This window comes from Streptomyces clavuligerus, from assembly GCF_005519465.1.
In the GTDB taxonomy this organism is placed as follows: Bacteria; Actinomycetota; Actinomycetes; order Streptomycetales; family Streptomycetaceae; genus Streptomyces; species Streptomyces clavuligerus.
The window spans coordinates 1,974,004-1,992,039 of record NZ_CP027858.1; the positions used below are offsets into that span (position 1 = coordinate 1,974,004).

Below are 18,036 nucleotides of genomic sequence, written 5' to 3' on the forward strand. Positions count from 1 at the left end.
CCGGAGGGCCGGTACCCATGGGGGTGCCGGCCCTCCGGCGTTCCCGGGTTCGGGGGTGTACCCGGGGGTCGTCAGCGGCCGTGGCGGTCCCGGGGGCCCGGGGGGCCCTGCTCCGGGTCCTCCTCGCGGCGGGGTTCCCCGCCCGGGTCCTCCAGCCGCCGGATCTCCTGGCGGATCAGCTCCGCCGGGCGGGAGCGGGCCGAGGAGAGCAGCCCCAGCACCGCGCGGTGCTCCTCCAGGGCCCGTTCGGGACCGGCCGTGCGCTCCAGCCTGCCCGCGCGGGCCCACTGGGCGGTGACCGCGCCTTCCAGCAGTCCGTCGGGGCCCTGTCCGGCCCGCTGGTAGTAGACCGCCGCGGCCCGCAGCCGGGCCGGTGATCCGGTGCGCCGGGCCAGCAGGGCCGAGGCCAGCGCGCGGTACCACCAGGCGTACGCGGTCAGCTCCGGGTCGGCCGCCTCGCGGGCCGCCGCGCCCAGCGCCCACTCGGCCTCATGGAGGTCGGCGAGGGAGCCGTCGGCCCGGAACCGCTCGATGCAGGCGTGTCCGAGCAGCGCCCGGCGGCGCGGCAGCTCGGGGTCGGCGGGCGGGGTCTCCTCGATCGCGCCGCGCAGGGCCCGTACCGCCGCGTGGACGTCGGACGGGTTCTCCTTGTCCACGCCCCGTTCGGTGAGCTGGCGGCCGAGCGAGGTGAGCACCCCGGTGCGCCCGGGGTCGGACCAGGACAGCAGCGGCAGGGCCTCGGTCCAGGCCGCGATCGCCGAGTCGCGGTGGGCCCAGCCCCCGGTGGTGAGGTACCGCTGCTCCAGCAGGGAGGCCATTCGCAGCAGGATGTGGGCCTGGGTCTCCTCGTCCCGGCCCGCGTTGCGCCGCGCCTGGTCCAGCGCCTGGAGGATGCGCAGCCTGGTGTCGTCGTCGGGGTGTTCGTCGGCGAACTCGATGGCGTCGGCGTAGTCGAGCCAGACCCGGCACAGCTCGGCGGGGCCGACGGCGTCCCAGTCGATGCCGTCGATGCCGGTGTGCAGATCGTGGCCCGCGCTCTCCGCGTACGCGCGGGACGCGGCCAGGTCCACGACCCGGGGCCGCACCGGTCCCTCGCCCCGGTGGTGGCGGGCCAGTTCGAGCAGCAGCCCGCCGCGGGCCAGCAGGGCCGACTCATGGCGCTCGTCGGTGCGCAGCTCGGCCAGCGCGTCCGGGACGGCCTCCGCCATCAGCAGATGGACCACGGCGATGGCGGTGTCCAGGGTGGCGGTGAACCAGTCCCCGGGGTCGGCGGGGCCGCTCAGGGCGTAGGGCGCGCCGAGGACGGCGAGCCGCCGCAGCACCCGGATACGGGCGGACGCGGCCTGTTCGCGCAGGGCGGTGGGGGCGGACCGGCTCCGGGGGACGGCGTCGGTCAGCTCGGCGAGGCTGCTGTCGGCGGCGGTGAGCAGGACGGCGGCCACGGGCTCGGGTTCGTCCCCGGCCTGGACCCAGGCCCACTCGGGGACGAGCTTGGCGGGCAGCCGTCCGGACGCGACCTCGTCGGCCATGGCCTCCAGGACGCGGGCGAGGGTGAGATGGGCCCGCGGGGGCCCGCCCGCGATGGCGGTCTGGGCGGCGTCGAGGGCTTCGGGCAGGTCCTCCGGCAGGGGGCGGACCAGCCAGCGGCGGAGCAGGGCGTCGGCGAGTTCCTCGTAGAGCCCGGCGCGTTCGGTGGTGCGGCTCGTCCAGCTCTCCGCCTGGGTGGCGGAGGCGAGGAGGGCGATGGCGGTGTCGAGGTCGCGTACGGTGCCGTGCTCGGCGTAGTGGGCGAGACAGGCGTGCGCGCGGGCCAGCAGCCCGGCGGTGCCCTCGCGGTGCAGCCGCCCGGGGAGCATGGCGGTCCGGTCGGCGCCGAAGCGGCGCAGTACCTGGGTGGAGATCTGGGCGAAGGAGAGCGGCCCCCGGTCCTCGGGGCCGACCGGCGCGAGGGGCTGGGGGCTGGGGTCGACGGACCCGGTGAGGAAGGCGGCGGCCATGGCGGGGAAGTTGCGCACGGTGCGGCCGTAGCGGGATTCGACGTACTCGGAGCAGTGTTTGAGGACGAGGGCGGCGGAGCCGGTGCCGAGCCGGGCGAGCAGTTCCTCGCGCACCCCGTCGAGGAAGACGTAGGACGGGCCGCCGTCGTCGGCGCCGGGGCCGCTCGGGTCGCGCCGCAGCAATCCGCTGAGCAGGACCTCGGCGAGGACGTCGGGGCCGCTGCGCATCAGGGTGGCGCGCTGGACGAGCTGCATGACGGGGAGCATCAGCGGGACGGCGGACAGATGCACGGCGAGCTGGGCGGCGGCGGGCGACGCGGTCCTGCGGAAGCGACGGACGCGTTCGGCGGCGTCGAGGCGCTGGGCGGCGCGGGCGCGGCCGGGGGCGGGCCGGTGGCGGCGGTGCACGATCCCGGCGGCGGCGCCGACGCTCTGTCCGGTGCCGCCCGCGATCAGCCGGGTCCACGCCTCGAACGAGGAGCGGCGCAGGGCGAGCACGGGCACGGGGATGCCCCGGGGGGCGGCGGTGCCGTCCCGGGGGGCGAACTCCAGCCGTCCGGCGGGGCCCTCACGGCGGTGCAGCACCCCGGGGAGCGCGGGCAGATGGGTGCGGCCCCACATCCGCTGGGGCAGCGGCTGGACGACGGCGACGGGCGCGGTGGCGGCCCAGGTGTACAGGAGGCGCTGCATCCGGCCGCTGCGCCAGAGCGGTCCGGCGCAGTCGCTGAGGACGACGGTGAGCCGGCGGCCGGTGGGGTCGCCGATGCCGGGCGGTCCCCCGGGGGGTGTGCCGTCGCCGATGCGGTGGACGGCGACCTCGCGGAAGGCGCCGGCGCGCTCGCCGATCTGCCGCAGCTCCTCCAGGACGTCCTGCCAGACGACGGTGGAGCTGGACTCGTCCATGACGAGGGCGAGCCGGGCCTCGCGGCGGCGCCGGGTGGTCAGGACGGGCAGCACGAGCCCGGTGTCGGCGGCGCGGTCGGCGGTGGCGGTCTCGTCGAGTTCGCGGCGGACGGGGCGCAGCGGCGGCCGGTAGCGCTGGAGGGGGCGCAGGGAGCGTTCGAGGGCGCGGGCGTCGGGGAGGGCGGTGGGGGCGGGGACCCTGATCCGCCGCATGACCGCGCCGGGCGGGGCGCCGCCGGTGCCGGGTCCCGGGCGGCCGGGCGCGTACAGCTCGACGGGTGAGCGGTGCACGGGGGCGGGCCGCAGGGCGGCGGGGAACGCGGGGTCGTCTGCGGGGGCGGGGTCGCGTACCGGGTCGGGGGTCTCCTCCTCGCCGGGCGGTGCGGCGGGGGCGGGGCCGGGCCGGGCGCCGGGGGGCGGGGTCGCGGGGACGTGCCGGGCCAGCCAGAGGGCGTCGGCCAGCTCCTCGGGGGTGGGGTCGAGACCGGCGGCGCGCATCCGGCGGACGAGGGCGACGAGCGGGGGCGCGGGCGCGCCGGGCTCCTCGTGCCGCTCGTGGTCCGGGCCGTCGCCGGGGGCGGCCGGGCCGGGGCGGGGCGGGGAGCGGCGGCCGGGCCGGGCGCGGGGTCGTGGGTCCATGGGTCAGCGCCTGCGGGTGTCGAGGGGCCGCATCAGCAGTCCGGCGATCTCCTCGCGCCGTCCGGGCTCCGTGCGCGCGGTGTGCTGGGTCAGATAGATCGCGTTGAGGAGCTGGTCGGTGGGGCGGAGTTCGCCGTCGCCGTCCTCGCTGGTGAAGCGGCCGATCAGATCGAGGTTGTGTTCGTCGGCGCCGGTGCCGAAGTGGGCCTGCACCATGGCGGCGAGCCGTTCGTCGCGGGGCGGGTCGAGGTGGAGGTGGATACAGCGGCGGAGCAGCGGGGCGGGGAAGTCGCGTTCGCCGTTGCTGGTCATCAGGACGAAGGGGAAGGCGTGGCAGCGGACCCGGCCGCCGCGCACCGGGACCCGGCGGCCGTCGTCGGTGAGGACGCGGACCTCGTACCGTCCGGGCCGGTCCGCCGTCCGTTCCAGTTCGGGCAGGGCGAACTCGCCCTCCTCGACCACGTTGAGGAGGTCGTTGGGGAGGTCGATGTCGCTCTTGTCGAGTTCGTCGATGAGCAGGACCCGGGGGAGTTCGGTGGGGAGCAGCGCGGTGCCCAGGGGGCCGAGGCGGATGTAGCGGCCGATGTCGTCGGGCCCGCGCCGCCCGGTCGCCCCCTCTTCCGGCTCCTCCCCCGGCTCCTCCCCCGGCTCCTCGCGTTCGGCGAGCTGGGCGTCCTGGAGGCGGCCGATGGCGTCGTAGGTGTAGAGGCCGTCCCGCAGTTCGGTGCGGGAGACGACGGGCCACTGGAGGACCCGCCCGAGCCCCAGTTCATAGGCGATGGAGTGGGCGAGGGTGGATTTCCCGGAGCCCGGTTCGCCGGTGACGAGGAGGGGGCGGCGCAGATAGAGCGCCGCGTTGATCAGCTCCAGGGCGCGGGAGTCCTGGGCGGGCGGTGCGCCCACCCGGGTGCCGAGGCGCCGCAGCGAGGCGGCGTCGATCGGGGGGACGGGGCCGGGCAGCGGCTCCCCGGTGAAGGCACGCCAGGGCGGGGGCGGGGGCAGGGAGCGTATCCGCCGGTGGTCCGGCGCGCCGACGCCGCGGTAGATCAGCCAGTCGTCCATCGCTCGCTCCTCAGTGACGGGTCGGGAAACCGGTCGCGGGCAACGCCGTTTATGTACCCACACCTCCGCCCTCCCATGGCAGACGGCGGCGATCTCTTGAGGCTCTCCTCACCGGGACCGCACGGCGCCCTCATGGGGAGTCGACCGGTCCGCTGTCGTCGAGGGGCAGCGGGCGCCCCGGGTCGTCGTAGAGGAGGGCCACCGACTCGGCCCAGTGGCCGGTGTCGCGGGTTCCGCTGATGTCGTCCCTGATACGTCTGAGCCGGTCGGGAAGTTCGACGGGGGCGGTGCTCTGTTCCAGGAGGAGGGCGGCTCCCTCGTGGAGCCGGTCGCAGAAGTCGCCGCAGCCGAGGTCGGGGTGGCCGTCGGTGTGCCAGAGGGCGATGCCGTGCCCGGCGGCGAGCGCCATGCCGATGGCGCGGCGGCCCGCGCCGCTGCTCGCGGGGCGGCAGAGCACGGGCACGGCGGACGCGCCCATCTCCTCGAAGTGGCGGGGTCTGGGGAGCTGCCGGGGCGGGGGCGTGCGGACGGCGACGGGTGCTCCCGCGCGCTCCATCGCCCGCCACCGGCGGAGCCAGACGGGGTCCGGTTCGCCTCGTCTGCCGAGGTCCCGCAGCACCACCATCCGCCGTACCCCGACATACGCCGGTTGGTGCAGCCGGGCCATCTCGGTGAGCTGCCAGCGGTGTACGGCGGTGTCGAAGTGGTCGGCGGGGAGGGCGACCTCCAGCGGGGCGGGGGCCCCGGGGGCGTCGAGGGTGGCGAAGACCTCCGCGAGGGGGGCCCGCAGGGTGTGGACGAGTTCCTCGGGCGGGACGCCGTCACCGGTCTGGTCCTCGTGCAGGGGCTCGTTGAGGTCGAAGCCGTCGTCGACGCGGATGCGCCAGTAGAAGCGGCTGCCGGGGGCGGTGCCCGCGGGTCCGGCGCGGAACGGGCCGAGCACCGGCTCCAGTTCGACGATGACGACGCCGGTGCCGTCGCCCGCCCGGGGGTAGCGGACCACGGCGGGGGCGCTTCCCGCCGTCACGGGGGGCGGGGCGAGGCCGGGCGGCAGGCTCGCCTGGGTGACGACGGTGTGCACGATCCGGGGGACGTCCTGGAGGCGGAGGGCGACCCAGTCGGCGAGCGCGGAGGCGTCCCCGCCGCGGACGCGCTCGTACTCCACGACGAGCTGGAGGTAGTGCAGCGCGGCGATGGCGGCGACGGGCTGCCCGGCCTCGTAGAGCAGTCCGTGGCCGTCGCGCCAGGAGTGGGGCAGCAGCTGTCCGGGAGGTGCGGCGACCCCGCCCCGGGCCTTGCGGACCAGTTCGACGACGGGCCGGATGCCGTCGGGCGGCGGTACGGAGGCGAGCAGCCCGAGCGCCTCCCGGCGGTCGCGGGGGCCCCACTGGTCGCCGCCGGTGTGCACCCCCGCGCCGGGGAGCTGGTGCTGGCGCTCGACCCAGTTGTGGCCGGTCGTCTTCGGCGACTGCCCATGCCAGTGGTCGTGGTCCGCGATCAGCGGCTGGTACGCGGGGCCGAAGCGGCGCAGGGCGGTGACCGCGATGGCCGTGCCGCCGTCGCGGCCCGCGCGCCGGGACTTGAGGACGCCGGTGACGGCGCCGGTGTGGGCGTCGAGCACGGGGGAGCCGGAGCCGCCCTTGGGGAACTCGGCCTCGGGGCGGAAGCGCAGTCCGTAGTCGTCGTCGAAGCCGTTGATCCGGGCGGTGGCCTTCCAGCGGACGGCGCGGCCCCCTTCCCCGGGGCGGTAGCCCTGGACGACGCCCCGGCCGCCGGGGTGGTCGGTGCGGTCGGTGAGCCAGACGCACTCGTGTTCGACACCGGGTTCGAGGACCCGGACCAGGGCGAGGTCCTGGGCGACGGGGACGCGCTGCTCGGGCCGGGGTTCGCCGTCGAGGAGCCAGCGCTCCAGGCGGGCGGGCAGCGGCTCGCCGCCCGCGACCTCGCCGCCGCACACCCCGAAGATCCGGTCCCGGTCGCCGCGCAACGCGGGAGCGAGGACATGGGCGCAGGTCAGCACCAGCCCGGGGGCGATGAAGAAGCCGGTGCCCCAGAGCGCGGAGCCCTCCGCTCCTGGGGTGGCGTCCAGGGCGTGGAAGTAGACGGTGGCGGCGCGGGCGAGGGCGTCGATGACCGGATCGGCGTCGCTCATGACCGCGGGTCGCCCTCGGGGGCGGCGGCCGGGGCACCGGACGGGGTATCGGGAGCGGCCGGGGTACCGGACGGGCCGGACCGGGCGTCGGACGGGGCTCCCGCCGGACTGTCGTCCAGGCCCTCGGGCCGGTTCTGCTCGCCCCGGTACCACACCAGGGTGACCTGCACGGACGCCTTCGCCTCCCCCGCGGCCAGCACGGCCAGCGCGACCCCGGACTTGGCCGTCAGCTCGATCCCGAACGAGACGGCGGCCTCGTCCGGCCGGGCCGCGGACGCGGCGGCGAGCACGGAGGAGCCCACCCCCGCGATCAGCTGCTCCAGCTGCCGGACCCGGGCGGTGGCGCTCTCGACGAAACCCACGTCCTCCTCGTCCTCGCCGTATCCACCGCCCGGGGCCGAGAGCCGGGCGTGCACCACGGCACCCCCGGGAAGTTCGATCCGCTGGACGTGTCCGCTCATGGGCGATCCCCCCGCTGCTCGACGGAGAACTCCCCTGGTATGTACCGCAGCCAGGCGTCCGGTGAACGGATCGGAGGGAGGGAACGGGGGAATCACCGGGGAGGACGGCGGACGAGTGCCCTCCGGGGACCGGGGCGGGCCCCGGGGACCGTAGGCTGAGGGGGTAGTCCCCCATCCGTCCCGGGAGCATGTCTTGTACTTCACCGATCGCGGCATCGAGGAGCTGGAGAAGCGGCGCGGCGAGGAGGAGGTCACCTTCGAGTGGCTGGCCGAGCAGTTGCGGACCTTCGTCGATCTCAACCCCGACTTCGAGGTCCCGGTGGAGCGGCTGGCGACCTGGCTGGCCCGGCTGGACGACGAGGACGAGGACGAGTAGGGCGGGAGCGGCCCGCACCGGCCGTGCGGGGCGCCGCCGTGACGGCGGCTGCGGCGGCCGGGGCCCCCGCTACCGTGCGCGGCGCGGCCGCGCCCCGAGTGCGAGGCCCCCGTTCAGCAGCAGGACCGCGCCCGCGGCGATCCAGCCGGGGCTGCGCCGCCGTACCCCGTAGAGGGTCACCGGCACCCCCGCCACGAGCTGGGCCGCGCCGATGGCCCGGGCCCGCCCGGACTCCCGGGCGCGCAGCCAGTGGTCGAGCCCTTCCTCCACCGCGTGCAGCTCCGCCCGTACGGCGTCGCGCCAGCCCGCCCACTCGACGGACTCGGCTCCGGAGCCCCGGGCGGCGGCCCGCAGCCGGTCGCCGCTCTCACCGGGGGTGAGTCCGGCGGGGAGCCGCAGCCCCGTCCTGGCGAGCACCGCGATCAGGCCGAGGAGGCGGGCGCGGGCGTCGGCCGCGCGGTCGGGCCGGGTGAGCGGTTCCAGCGTCTGCACATCGAGGACGGGGTCGAGCCCGAGACGGGCGGCGAAGGTGTGGACCGCCTCGTCCTCACCGGCCGGGGTCCCGTCGGCGAGCCAGACGTACCCCACGGGCCTGCGGAACCCCGAGGCGAGCAGGAATCCGGAGCGCTCGCCGTCCCACCACAGGGCGAGCGCGGGCCGGTTGGTGGCGACCGAGAGGGCCGAGGCCCAGCCGCCGAGCACCCGTTCCACCGGTTCCTGACCGTCCCGCCAGGGCTTTCCCTCGGGGATCAGCACACTCCAGCCCTCGCCCGCCGGGGCCAGGAGCTGCCGCTCGCGCAGGAGCTGGGCCACGGGCCGCACGGCGGCCGGCTCGGCGCGGCTGAGCAGCAGCGCGCCCACGGATGTCGCGTTCTGGGAACTCACACCCCTTACGCTAGGGCAGTTTGCCCCGTTATGACTGGTTATGGTCATGCGACCGGTCGCTTCTGCCCCTTGACACCATGTAGTCGCGATATATCGTATCGAAGAGAGACGCGATATGTTGCGTCGTGTCTTCGGACTCCGACCCGTCCGGCTGGAAGGGCAGCGCCATGGCAGAGTCGACGCGGGGGATCACCGGGCCCACGCGGCTCACCTCCGAGGAACCGGTACGGACCCGGCGGGGACGGATCTCCGGCAGCGCCGGGGCCGCCGGGAGCACCGCGCAGGTGCCGGGCACGGACGAGGGGCCCACCCGGCTGGGGATCTCCGGAGCCGGGGGCCCCACCGGCCCCGTCGGCCCCACCGGAAAGGTGCTCTGAGATGCCGCCCGTATTCGCCCACGGCCGACTGCGCCTGTATCTGCTGAAACTCCTGGACGAGGCCCCCCGCCACGGGTACGAGGTGATCCGGCTGCTGGAGGAGCGCTTCCACGGCCTGTACGCGCCCTCCGCGGGCACCGTCTACCCCCGGCTCGCCAAGCTGGAGGCGGAGGGCCTGGTCACCCATGCCACCGAGGGCGGGCGCAAGGTCTACTCCCTCACCGACGCGGGCCGCGAGGAGCTGGCGCGGCGCCGGGCGGAGCTGGTCGGTCTGGAGCAGGAGATCAGGGAGTCGGTCTCCGGGCTGGCCGCCGAGATCCGCGACGAGGTGCGGGGCGCGGTGGGCGGGCTCCGCGGCGGGCTGCGCGCCGCCGCCACGGCCACCGCGGACGGCCCGGACCGGGAGCGGACCGAGCGGGAGGAGTGGCGCGAGGTCACCCATGCGTGGCAGGAGCAGGCCCGGCAGGCCCGCGAGGACGCCCAGCACGCCCGCCACCAGGCCAAGGAGGCCCAGGAGAAGGCGCGCCGGGAGCTTCAGCGCCTCGCCAGGGAGGTTCAGGACCAGGTCGAGGAGCACGTCGCGCGCGGCGCCTGGCCCACAGGGGTCCGCGAGGGGCTCACCGGGCTGACGGACCGGCTCGGCACGCTGGCCAAGCAGCAGATGTCATGGACAGCGGGGGGCCAGGAGGAGCCGGGGACACCCGCGGGACCGGAGCCGCGGCGGACCCCTTCGGCACCGGAGCCGTCCGCCGCCCCGGCCGGCTCGTCCGCGCCCTCCGCGCCGAAGGGCCCGTCCGCACCGTCCGCGCCAGAGACATCCTCCGCGTCAAAGGCATCGTCCGTGTCAAAGGCACCGTCCGTGTCGGAGGCCCCGGCCGAACCGTTCGCACCGGAGCCGGGGACCGCCGAAGCCTCCGGGAGCCCGTCCAGCGGTGACCCGTTCCGCGATCTGGAACGGCTGCTCGACCGCTTCCGGGACGACATCCGGGACGCGGCCCGCGACCACGGGGTGACGGAGTCCCAGCTCGCCGACGCCCGCCGCCATCTGTCGACGGCCTCGGCGCACATCGTCGCCGCGCTGCTCACGGGCGGCGGCCGGAAGGGCTGACCGGCCCCGGACGGCCCGAAGCCCCCGGGAGCCGTGGACGGGCTCCCGGAGGCTTCGGCGTCAGGGCGTCAGGGCGTCAGGGCGTCAGCACGATCTTGCCGAAGAGGTCCCCGCCCGCCATCCGCTCGAAGCCCTCCCGGGCCCGGTCCAGCGGCAGCACCTGGTCGATCACGGGCCGTACCCCGGTCGCGGCACAGAAAGCGAGCAGATCCTCCAGCTCGTCCCGGGTGCCCATGGTGGAGCCCACCACCTTCAGCTCCAGGAAGAAGATCCGGGTCAGCTCGGCGTGGGAGGGCCGGTCACCACTGGTCGCGCCGGAGATGACCAGCGTGCCCCCCGGGCGCAGCGACTTGATGGAGTGGGACCAGGTGGCCGCCCCCACCGTCTCGATCACCGCGTCCACCCGGTGCGGCAGCCGCGCCCCCGGCTCGAAGGCGCCGACCGCGCCGAGCGCGACGGCCCGGGTCCGCTTGGCCTCGTGCCGGCTGGTGGCGTACATCCGCAGCCCGGCGGCCTTCCCGAGCACGATCGCGGCGGTCGCCACTCCCCCGCCCGCGCCCTGGACCAGGACCGAGTCCCCGGGCCGCACCCCCGCGTTGGTGAAGAGCATCCGATAGGCGGTGAGCCAGGCCGTGGGCAGACAGGCGGCCTCCTCGAAGCTCAGCTCCTTCGGCTTGGGCAGAACGTTCCAGGAGGGTACGGAGACCTGCTCGGCGAAGGTGCCCTGATGGCGCTCGGTGAGGATGGACTGCGGCTCGTCGGGGCCGACCCCGTGGCCGGTCTGGCCGATGACGGCGTGGACGACCACCTCCCGGCCCTCGGCGTCGACCCCGGCGGCGTCGCAGCCGAGGATCATCGGGAGGCGTCCCTCGGGGAGTCCCACCCCGCGCAGGGACCAGAGGTCGTGGTGGTTGAGCGAGGCGGCTCTCACGGTCACCGTGGTCCAGCCGGGCCGGTCCCCGGGGGCCGGTCGCTCCCCCAACTCCAGTCCCTTGAGCGGGTCGTCACGGTCGATACGTGCGGCATAGGCGGCAAACATGGCCCGACCCTAGGGCCGGGGAACGCCCTGACGGAATGAGGTCGTCATGTGACACGTGCCGCGCGGGTCCCCGCGCCGCCCGGAGCGTCCCTGATCGTCCCGCACCGCCCGGTACCCGCGCCGCCCGGTACCCGACCCGCGGACGGAGGTGCCCCGCGGACGGAGGTGCCCCCGCCGGTCCGGGCAGGGGCACACGCATCCGTTCCGCGGGAACGGCGGCACAGCACCGGCGGCACTCCACCGGCGGCGGAATCACCGGCGGCAGAGCGGCGGCGACGGAATCACCGGCGGCACGGCACTAGCGGCGGGCGACGCCCTCGGCGCGGGCGGCGGCGGCGACCGCGGCGGTCACCGCCGGGGCGACCCGCTCGTCGAACGGCGAGGGGATGACCCGGTCCGGCGCCAGCTCGTCCCCGACCACGTCGGCCAGCGCCCGCGCGGCGGCGATCTTCATGCCCTCGGTGATCCGGGAGGCCCGCACCTGGAGCGCGCCCGCGAAGATCCCCGGGAAGGCCAGCACATTGTTGATCTGGTTGGGGAAGTCGCTGCGGCCCGTGGCCACCACCGCCGCGTACTTGTGCGCGATGTCGGGGTGGATCTCCGGGGTGGGGTTGGCCATCGCGAAGACGAAGGCGCCCGGGGCCATGGAGGCGACGGCGGCCTCCGGCACCGTGCCGCCGGAGACCCCGATGAAGACGTCGGCCCCCGCCAGCGCGGACTCCAGGGAGCCGCTGAGCCCCGCCTTGTTGGTCAGCCCGGCCAGCTCCCGCTTGACCGGGTTCAGGTCCTCGCGGTCCCGGCTGACGATGCCCTTGCGGTCGGCCACCGCGACATCGCCGAGCCCCGCCTCCAGCAGGAACTTGGCGATGGCCACCCCGGCCGCGCCCGCGCCCGAGATCACCGCGCGCAGCTCGCCCAGGGTCCGGCCGGTCAGCTTCGCCGCGTTCCGCAGCGCGGCGAGCGTCACCACGGCGGTGCCGTGCTGGTCGTCGTGGAAGACCGGGATGTCCAGCCGCTCCTGGAGCCTGCGCTCGATCTCGAAGCAGCGCGGGGCCGAGATGTCCTCCAGATTCACCCCACCGAAGGACGGGGCGAGCCGGACGACGGTCTCGACGATCTCGTCCGTGTCGGTGGTGGCGAGCGCGATCGGGACCGCGTCCACGCCGCCGAACTGCTTGAAGAGGATCGCCTTCCCCTCCATCACCGGGAGGGATGCCTCGGGGCCGATGTCGCCGAGGCCCAGGACCGCCGTGCCGTCGGTGACCACGGCGACCACCTGGGACTTCCAGGTGTAGTCGTGGACCAGCTCCGGCTGCTCGGCGATCGCGCTGCACACCTTGGCGACACCGGGGGTGTACGCGAGGGAAAGGTCGTCCTTGTTCCGCACGGGAACCGTGGCCTGCACGGCCATCTTGCCGCCCCGGTGCAGGGCGAAGGCCGGATCGAAGGGCTCGGTGGGAGCGCTGTCCGCACCGGCGTCCAGCCGCTCGGCGCCTTCGGCGCTGCCGCTGGGAGGGTTGACGATCTCCGCTGCCATGTGAATGTGACCCCTTGTTTCTTCTGCTGTCGAGGGTTGCCCTCCCGAGGTGAGGAGGGTGAGCGGGCACCGTGTCCGTGCCCCGCCGCCGCGGTTGAGCCGCCCGGCGGGGGTGGTGCGAACACGCGGGCACGCCGCACACGTGCCCTGAGCCCCGGATGAGGGGTGTAAGGATCCTTCTTACCCGACCGGGCCCACCGAGGACGAGTCCGATATCCGGTCCTGGTGGGACTCGTCTCGGATATCAGGACACGTCGGCCACGTGCCCTCTTTCTGGCCCGCGGCCCGCCGCAAACCGAAGAACTTCCGGCCGGAAGGGGATATTCCCGCGAAAGCTCCAGCCTGGTAGGACCGGTCACAGGGGGGATGGGGGTGTCCCGTTACCCGATTTTGACATGCTTGGCCCCCTGAATGGGCTAGTCCGAATGGCAAGATGCCGAAAACACTCAAGGTCGCGGCACTCAACGACGAGTACGCGATCGGGACACGACCAGGAAATGGCAGCTCTCTGACCCGCCGGAGGACAACCAGATGACCGCACGCACCACGCGTACCACGACCGCCCGGAAGATCCGGAAGCCTCTGAACTCCCGGTTCGCCGCGGTCAGCGCCATCGCGGTCGCCGGCGCCCTGCTGCTGACCGGCTGTGGCGACCAGACGGACAAGACGAGTTCGGGCGGTGGCGAGAGCGACGCCCCCTCCGCCGCGACCGAGGCCAAGCTCCACAGCATGCTGCCGCAGGCCATTCGCGACAAGGGTGTCGTCAGGGTCGGTTCGGACATTGCCTACCCGCCCGTTGAATTCAAGGACGATTCGGGCGCCACCACGGGCATCGACCCGGATATCGCCGCCGCTCTCGGCAAGGAGCTGGGGGTGAAGTTCGAGTTCCAGAACGGCACCTTCGACACCCTCATCACCGGTCTGCGCTCCAAGCGGTACGACATCGCCATGTCGGCCATGACGGACACCAAGGACCGCCAGAACGGCGTGGACTCCGAGACCGGCAAGAAGGTCGGCGAGGGCGTCGACTTCGTCGACTACTTCACCGCGGGCGTCTCGATCTACACCCCGAAGGGCAAGGACCAGGGGATCAAGACCTGGGCCGACCTCTGCGGCAAGAAGATCGCCGTCCAGCGCGGCACGGTCTCCGAGGACCTGGCCAAGGCCGAGAACAAGAAGTGCGGCGACAAGGGCCCGATCAAGATCGAGGCGTTCGACAACGACCTGGAGGCCCAGACCCGGCTGCGGGCCGGGGGCGCCGACGCGGGCTCCGCCGACTTCCCGGTGGCCGCGTACGCGGTGCAGAAGTCCGGCGGCGGCAAGGACTTCCAGCTCGTCGGCGAGCAGGTGGAGGCCGCCCCGTACGGCATCGCCTTCGCCAAGGACAACACCCAGCTCCGGGACGCCGTCAAGGCCGCCCTGGACGCGATCATCAAGAACGGCGAGTACCAGAAGGTCCTCGACAAGTGGGGGGTCCCCGCGGGCGCGGTGACCGAGGCAAAGATCAACGGCGGCTCCTGACCGGCGGGTCCGGACCCCGTCCGCGAGGTCCGGACCCGTGCGCGGGTCCGGACCCGCCCCGCGAAGACCGGGGCCGCCACCGCCCGGCGGCCCCGGCCCGGACCCGCACCCCAGCAGCACCCACTCGCCATCGAAAGGCTCAAGGCTCCCTGTGACTGCCGACCTCAACACGACGGACCCCAAGGACGCGCCCCCGCCACCGGCGGGCGGGCCGGACGCCATCAAGGCGGTCCCGGTCCGCCACTACGGCCGCTATGTCTCCGCCGCCGTCGCGATCGGCCTCTTCGGGCTGATCGTCTACGCCTTCTCCCAGGGACGGATCAACTGGGGGGCCATCCCGGAGTACTTCTTCGACGACCGTATCGTCGACGGCGTCAAGGAGACGCTGATCCTGACGGTGCTCTCGATGGCCATCGGTATCGGGGGCGGCATCCTGCTCGCCGTGATGCGGCTCTCGAAGAACCCCGTCACCTCGTCCATCGCCTGGTTCTACATCTGGTTCTTCCGGGGCACCCCGGTCCTGGTCCAGCTCTTCGTCTGGTTCAACCTCGGCCTGGTCTTCGAGTACGTCAACTTCGGCTTCTACCGGGACGAGTGGTCGGACTTCATGACCCCGTTCCTGACCGCGCTGCTCGGCCTCGGCCTCAACGAGGCCGCGTACATGGCGGAGATCTGCCGCGCGGGTCTGCTCTCCGTGGACGAGGGCCAGACCGAGGCGTCCCACGCGCTGGGCATGAGCCACTCCAAGACCCTGCGCCGGATCGTGATCCCGCAGGCGATGCGGGTGATCGTGCCGCCCACGGGCAACGAGGTCATCAATATGCTGAAGACGACCTCACTGGTGGCGGCGGTGCAGTTCACCGAACTCTTCCGGCAGGCCCAGAACATCGGCCAGACCTCCGGCGCCCCGGTCGAGATGTTCTTCCTCGCCGCCGCCTGGTACCTGGTCCTCACCTCGGTCCTGAGCGTGGGCCAGTACTACCTGGAACGGCACTACGCCCGCGGCTCCACCCGCACCCTGCCGCCGACCCCGTTCCAGAAGATCAAGTCGAGCGTGTTCTCGGTGCGCCGCCCGAAGGGAGTCTCCGCATGACCACCCACCCCATGGTCAAGGCCGAGGGCGTCCACAAGTCCTACGGCCCGGTCGAGGTCCTCAAGGGCATCGACCTGGAGGTCGCCCCCCGTGAGGTCTTCTGTCTGATCGGCCCCTCCGGCTCCGGCAAGTCGACCTTCCTGCGCTGCATCAACCATCTGGAGAAGATCAACGCGGGTCGGCTCTCCGTCGACGGCGAACTGGTCGGCTACCGCCAGAAGGGCGACAGGCTGTACGAGCTGAAGGACAGCGAGGTCGCCCTCAAGCGCCGCGACATCGGCATGGTCTTCCAGCGCTTCAACCTCTTCCCGCACATGTCGGCGGTGGAGAACGTGATGGAGGCGCCGGTCCAGGTCAAGGGCGAGTCCAAGTCCTCGGCCCGGACCCGGGCGCTGAAGCTGCTGGACCGGGTGGGCCTCGCCGACAAGGCGGGCAACTACCCCTCGCAGCTCTCCGGCGGCCAGCAGCAGCGGGTGGCGATCGCCCGCGCGCTGGCGATGGAGCCCAAGCTGATGCTGTTCGACGAGCCGACGTCGGCGCTCGACCCCGAGCTGGTGGGCGATGTGCTCGACGTGATGCGCGACCTCGCCGAGGAGGGGATGACGATGGTCGTCGTCACCCATGAGATGGGCTTCGCCCGCGAGGTCGGCGACGCGCTGGTCTTCATGGACAACGGTGTGGTGGTCGAGTCCGGCCACCCCCGCGAGGTGCTGACCAACCCCCAGCACGAGCGGACGAAGTCCTTCCTGTCCAAGGTGCTCTGACCCAAGGTGCTCTGACCCGGGGCGCGCGCCGGACGGGGACGGGTGCGGGGCGGTACGGATGTCCGTACCGCCCCGCACGCGTGTCCGGCTAGCGCAGGGCGAGGACCAGGGCGTCGCAGGGCGAGGACCACACCGGCCTGGCCTCGGCGAAGCCGACCAGCCGCAGGGTCTCCGCGTGCCACTGCGCCGAGGGGGTCTCCCCGTCCGCGTGCTCCCCGTAGATCTCGAACCGCCGGGCCGTGGGCGCGGCCAGGGCCGGGTCCTTCGCGGCGAGCGCCCACCACTCGGCCCAGTCGAGCGCGCCGGACTCCTTGGCGCGGTCCCGCCCGGCGTGGCGGTGGGCCCGTTCGGCCGCGTTGATCCGCGGAGTGGAACGGTCGATCATATGGTCGGCGTTCATGAAGACCCCGCCGTCCCGGACCACCCCGGCGAGCTGTCCGTACAGCGTGGTGAGGGGGCCCGCGAACATCCAGTGCAGCGCGGTGGCGGTAAGGACGGCGTCGTACTCGGCGTACGGGAGGGCCTTCATCCAGCCGGGGTCGGTGAGATCGGCGGTGACCAGGGTGACCCGGTCGTCCCCCGCGAAGGTGCCCTCGGCGATGGTGAGCAGCGCGGGGTCGAGGTCGACCCCGGTACTGACCGCGTCGGGGAACCTTCGCAGCAGCCGGTCCGTAATACTTCCCGTACCGCAGGCGAGGTCCAGTACCCGGGGCGCGGGGCCGACGGTGGCCTCGACCATGTCCAGCATCACGCGGAACCGCTCCTCGCGGTCCGGCATGTACCACTCCTGCTGCCGGTCCCAGCTCTCCTGCCAGGCCCGCCAGTCCGTGCCGTGTGCTGTCTCCGTCACCGGAAAGCCCTCCATCGCCACTGATGTAATACCCTGTTCAGGGAAGTACCTATTACCCCTCCCCGCCAGAACCCTAGACTCCGCCGGTAAGGACTGCAAGTGGAACTGGTCTATTACTCGGACTATGCCGTGCGCCTCGTGAACACCGAGGAACCGGCACGCAACAAGGACTCCCTCACCTCCGTCGAGGCGGTGCGGGAGCTGTTCGGCCCCTCGATGCAGGCCGCCCGCCGGGCCACGGACGCGGACGTCACCCGGTTCCGCTCGGTCCGCAGCCGGCTGCGGGCCGTCTTCACGGCCGCCGACGCCGGGGACGAGAGCGGCGCCGTCGACCTGCTCAACTCGCTGCTGCTGGAGTTCCCCGTCAGCCCGCAGATCTCCGGGCACGACTTCCGGGACGAGGACGGGCGCCCCAAGTGGCACATGCATCTCGCGGAGCACCCGTCGAACGCCACCGCCGGATACGCGGCGATCGCCTCCATGGGGCTGGCCTTCCATCTGACGGAGTACGGGGTCGACCGGCTCGGCCTCTGCCAGGCCCCGCCCTGCCGCAACGCCTATCTGGACACCTCCACCAACCGCTCCCGGCGGTACTGCTCGGACCGCTGCGCCACCCGGGCCAATGTGGCGGCGTACCGGGCCCGCAAACGCCAGGAGGCGGGCCGGGGCACGGCACCGGGCGGGACACCGGGCGGAACGGACCGGGGCTGAGGGGCCGTCCGGGCCGGGATCAGGGGGCCGGGGTCAGGGGGCCGGGGTCAGAGGATCGGCCGGACCGCCGAGAGCAGCCAGGCCAGCAGCGCCCGCGGTGAACGCCGCCCGGGGTCGCGGGGCCGGTAGCGCCCCCGTACCCGGCCGAGCAGCAGCTCCGGGGGGACGGCGCCGAAGAGGCGGCTGTCCCCCTCGGCACCGGGGTTGTCGCCCAGCACCCACCAGCCGCCGTCGCGCCGCCCCGCGAGCCGCTTGACGATGAGCAGGTCCTGCTGGAGCGGGTGGCGCAGGACCGCCACCTGTCCCGGGCGCACCCGGGCCCCGTAGTGCACCAGCAGCCGATCGCCGTGGTGCAGCGTCGGATACATCGACGGGCCCGTCACCTCGGCGACGCCGAAGGGCGCCGCGGTCTCCCGCCCCTGCTCGGCCATCCGCCACCTCCGGGTCCCAGCCTACGGTCCGCCCCCGGTCCCATGGTGGCCCCGGACTTTCGGCCTAAGCATCAGGGGGCACCCGCGAAAACGTCTCTCTCACGGAGTAATGTCCCACCTGAGAAGACGA

Annotated in this window: 16 protein-coding genes; 7 read left to right on the forward strand and 9 right to left on the reverse strand. The window is 73.9% G+C overall.

What is annotated here, in order from left to right:
- Nucleotides 1-71: 71 nt before the first annotated feature.
- The 4 genes from CRV15_RS07850 to CRV15_RS07865 all read right to left on the reverse strand — a co-directional run bounded on the left by CRV15_RS07850 (nt 72) and on the right by CRV15_RS07865 (nt 7,214).
- Nucleotides 72-3,539: an SAV_2336 N-terminal domain-related protein gene (locus tag CRV15_RS07850; RefSeq protein ID WP_009997502.1), complete on the reverse strand. Its 3,468-nt coding sequence runs from the start codon at nt 3,537-3,539 to the stop codon at nt 72-74.
- 3 nt (nt 3,540-3,542) lie between these two features.
- Entirely contained in the window at nt 3,543-4,601 is a 1,059-nt protein-coding gene (locus CRV15_RS07855; protein ID WP_003961787.1) for an AAA family ATPase, read from the reverse strand.
- Nucleotides 4,602-4,731: 130 nt separating this feature from the next.
- Complete coding sequence (locus CRV15_RS07860; RefSeq protein WP_003961786.1) at nt 4,732-6,753, reverse strand: VMAP-C domain-containing protein; 2,022 nt, start codon at nt 6,751-6,753, stop codon at nt 4,732-4,734.
- Complete coding sequence (locus CRV15_RS07865; RefSeq protein ID WP_003961785.1) at nt 6,750-7,214, reverse strand: CU044_2847 family protein; 465 nt, start codon at nt 7,212-7,214, stop codon at nt 6,750-6,752. The genes CRV15_RS07860 and CRV15_RS07865 overlap by 4 nt, the downstream gene beginning before the upstream one ends.
- Before the next feature lie 193 nt (nt 7,215-7,407).
- Here CRV15_RS07865 and CRV15_RS07870 point away from each other — a divergent pair, with 193 nt between their 5' ends.
- Nucleotides 7,408-7,590, forward strand: a complete 183-nt coding sequence (locus tag CRV15_RS07870; protein WP_003961784.1) for a DUF6104 family protein — start codon at nt 7,408-7,410, stop codon at nt 7,588-7,590.
- A 69-nt stretch (nt 7,591-7,659) separates the two neighbouring features.
- On the opposite strand, the gene CRV15_RS07875 is transcribed toward CRV15_RS07870, so the two are convergent.
- On the reverse strand, nt 7,660-8,523 hold the full coding sequence (locus CRV15_RS07875) for a hypothetical protein (protein ID WP_003961783.1): 864 nt from the start codon (nt 8,521-8,523) through the stop codon (nt 7,660-7,662).
- A gap of 119 nt (nt 8,524-8,642) precedes the next feature.
- Between CRV15_RS07875 and CRV15_RS07880 the strand changes: the two genes are divergently transcribed.
- The gene (locus tag CRV15_RS07880) at nt 8,643-8,852 is read left to right on the forward strand and encodes a hypothetical protein (RefSeq protein ID WP_230864163.1); all 210 of its coding nucleotides are present in this window, start codon (nt 8,643-8,645) and stop codon (nt 8,850-8,852) included.
- A gap of 1 nt (nt 8,853) precedes the next feature.
- On the forward strand, nt 8,854-9,960 hold the full coding sequence (locus CRV15_RS07885) for a PadR family transcriptional regulator (RefSeq protein ID WP_009997499.1): 1,107 nt from the start codon (nt 8,854-8,856) through the stop codon (nt 9,958-9,960).
- A gap of 76 nt (nt 9,961-10,036) precedes the next feature.
- Here CRV15_RS07885 and CRV15_RS07890 read toward each other — a convergent pair whose 3' ends face one another.
- On the reverse strand, nt 10,037-10,999 hold the full coding sequence (locus CRV15_RS07890; RefSeq protein WP_003961780.1) for a zinc-binding dehydrogenase: 963 nt from the start codon (nt 10,997-10,999) through the stop codon (nt 10,037-10,039).
- A gap of 298 nt (nt 11,000-11,297) precedes the next feature.
- Complete coding sequence (locus CRV15_RS07895) at nt 11,298-12,536, reverse strand: NAD(P)-dependent malic enzyme (protein WP_003961779.1); 1,239 nt, start codon at nt 12,534-12,536, stop codon at nt 11,298-11,300.
- Nucleotides 12,537-13,067: 531 nt separating this feature from the next.
- Between CRV15_RS07895 and CRV15_RS07900 the strand changes: the two genes are divergently transcribed.
- The 3 genes from CRV15_RS07900 to CRV15_RS07910 all read left to right on the forward strand — a co-directional run bounded on the left by CRV15_RS07900 (nt 13,068) and on the right by CRV15_RS07910 (nt 15,914).
- Nucleotides 13,068-14,057: an ABC transporter substrate-binding protein gene (locus CRV15_RS07900; protein WP_003961778.1), complete on the forward strand. Its 990-nt coding sequence runs from the start codon at nt 13,068-13,070 to the stop codon at nt 14,055-14,057.
- 151 nt (nt 14,058-14,208) lie between these two features.
- Nucleotides 14,209-15,150: an amino acid ABC transporter permease gene (locus CRV15_RS07905; RefSeq protein WP_003954003.1), complete on the forward strand. Its 942-nt coding sequence runs from the start codon at nt 14,209-14,211 to the stop codon at nt 15,148-15,150.
- Nucleotides 15,147-15,914, forward strand: a complete 768-nt coding sequence (locus tag CRV15_RS07910) for an amino acid ABC transporter ATP-binding protein (protein ID WP_003954002.1) — start codon at nt 15,147-15,149, stop codon at nt 15,912-15,914. Before CRV15_RS07905 ends, CRV15_RS07910 begins: the two co-directional genes overlap by 4 nt.
- An 88-nt stretch (nt 15,915-16,002) precedes the next feature.
- Here the strand turns inward: CRV15_RS07910 and CRV15_RS07915 are convergent, their stop codons facing one another.
- Entirely contained in the window at nt 16,003-16,779 is a 777-nt protein-coding gene (locus CRV15_RS07915) for a class I SAM-dependent methyltransferase (protein WP_003961776.1), read from the reverse strand.
- An 84-nt stretch (nt 16,780-16,863) separates the two neighbouring features.
- Between CRV15_RS07915 and CRV15_RS07920 the strand changes: the two genes are divergently transcribed.
- Entirely contained in the window at nt 16,864-17,475 is a 612-nt protein-coding gene (locus tag CRV15_RS07920; protein WP_003961775.1) for a CGNR zinc finger domain-containing protein, read from the forward strand.
- 47 nt (nt 17,476-17,522) lie between these two features.
- On the opposite strand, the gene sodX is transcribed toward CRV15_RS07920, so the two are convergent.
- Complete coding sequence (gene sodX, locus CRV15_RS07925; RefSeq protein ID WP_003953999.1) at nt 17,523-17,906, reverse strand: nickel-type superoxide dismutase maturation protease; 384 nt, start codon at nt 17,904-17,906, stop codon at nt 17,523-17,525.
- Nucleotides 17,907-18,036: the final 130 nt, after the last annotated feature.

Coding starts and splice junctions, on each gene's coding strand:
- CRV15_RS07865 (WP_003961785.1), bottom strand. CDS start 7,214: ATGAGCGGACACGTCCAGCGGATCGAACTTCCCGGGGGTGCCGTGGTG.
- CRV15_RS07885 (WP_009997499.1), top strand. CDS start 8,854: ATGCCGCCCGTATTCGCCCACGGCCGACTGCGCCTGTATCTGCTGAAA.
- sodX (WP_003953999.1), bottom strand. CDS start 17,906: ATGGCCGAGCAGGGGCGGGAGACCGCGGCGCCCTTCGGCGTCGCCGAG.
- CRV15_RS07915 (WP_003961776.1), bottom strand. CDS start 16,779: ATGGAGGGCTTTCCGGTGACGGAGACAGCACACGGCACGGACTGGCGG.
- CRV15_RS07895 (WP_003961779.1), bottom strand. CDS start 12,536: ATGGCAGCGGAGATCGTCAACCCTCCCAGCGGCAGCGCCGAAGGCGCC.
- CRV15_RS07855 (WP_003961787.1), bottom strand. CDS start 4,601: ATGGACGACTGGCTGATCTACCGCGGCGTCGGCGCGCCGGACCACCGG.
- CRV15_RS07910 (WP_003954002.1), top strand. CDS start 15,147: ATGACCACCCACCCCATGGTCAAGGCCGAGGGCGTCCACAAGTCCTAC.
- CRV15_RS07875 (WP_003961783.1), bottom strand. CDS start 8,523: ATGACCATAACCAGTCATAACGGGGCAAACTGCCCTAGCGTAAGGGGT.
- CRV15_RS07880 (WP_230864163.1), top strand. CDS start 8,643: ATGGCAGAGTCGACGCGGGGGATCACCGGGCCCACGCGGCTCACCTCC.
- CRV15_RS07900 (WP_003961778.1), top strand. CDS start 13,068: ATGACCGCACGCACCACGCGTACCACGACCGCCCGGAAGATCCGGAAG.
- CRV15_RS07860 (WP_003961786.1), bottom strand. CDS start 6,753: ATGAGCGACGCCGATCCGGTCATCGACGCCCTCGCCCGCGCCGCCACC.
- CRV15_RS07850 (WP_009997502.1), bottom strand. CDS start 3,539: ATGGACCCACGACCCCGCGCCCGGCCCGGCCGCCGCTCCCCGCCCCGC.
- CRV15_RS07890 (WP_003961780.1), bottom strand. CDS start 10,999: ATGTTTGCCGCCTATGCCGCACGTATCGACCGTGACGACCCGCTCAAG.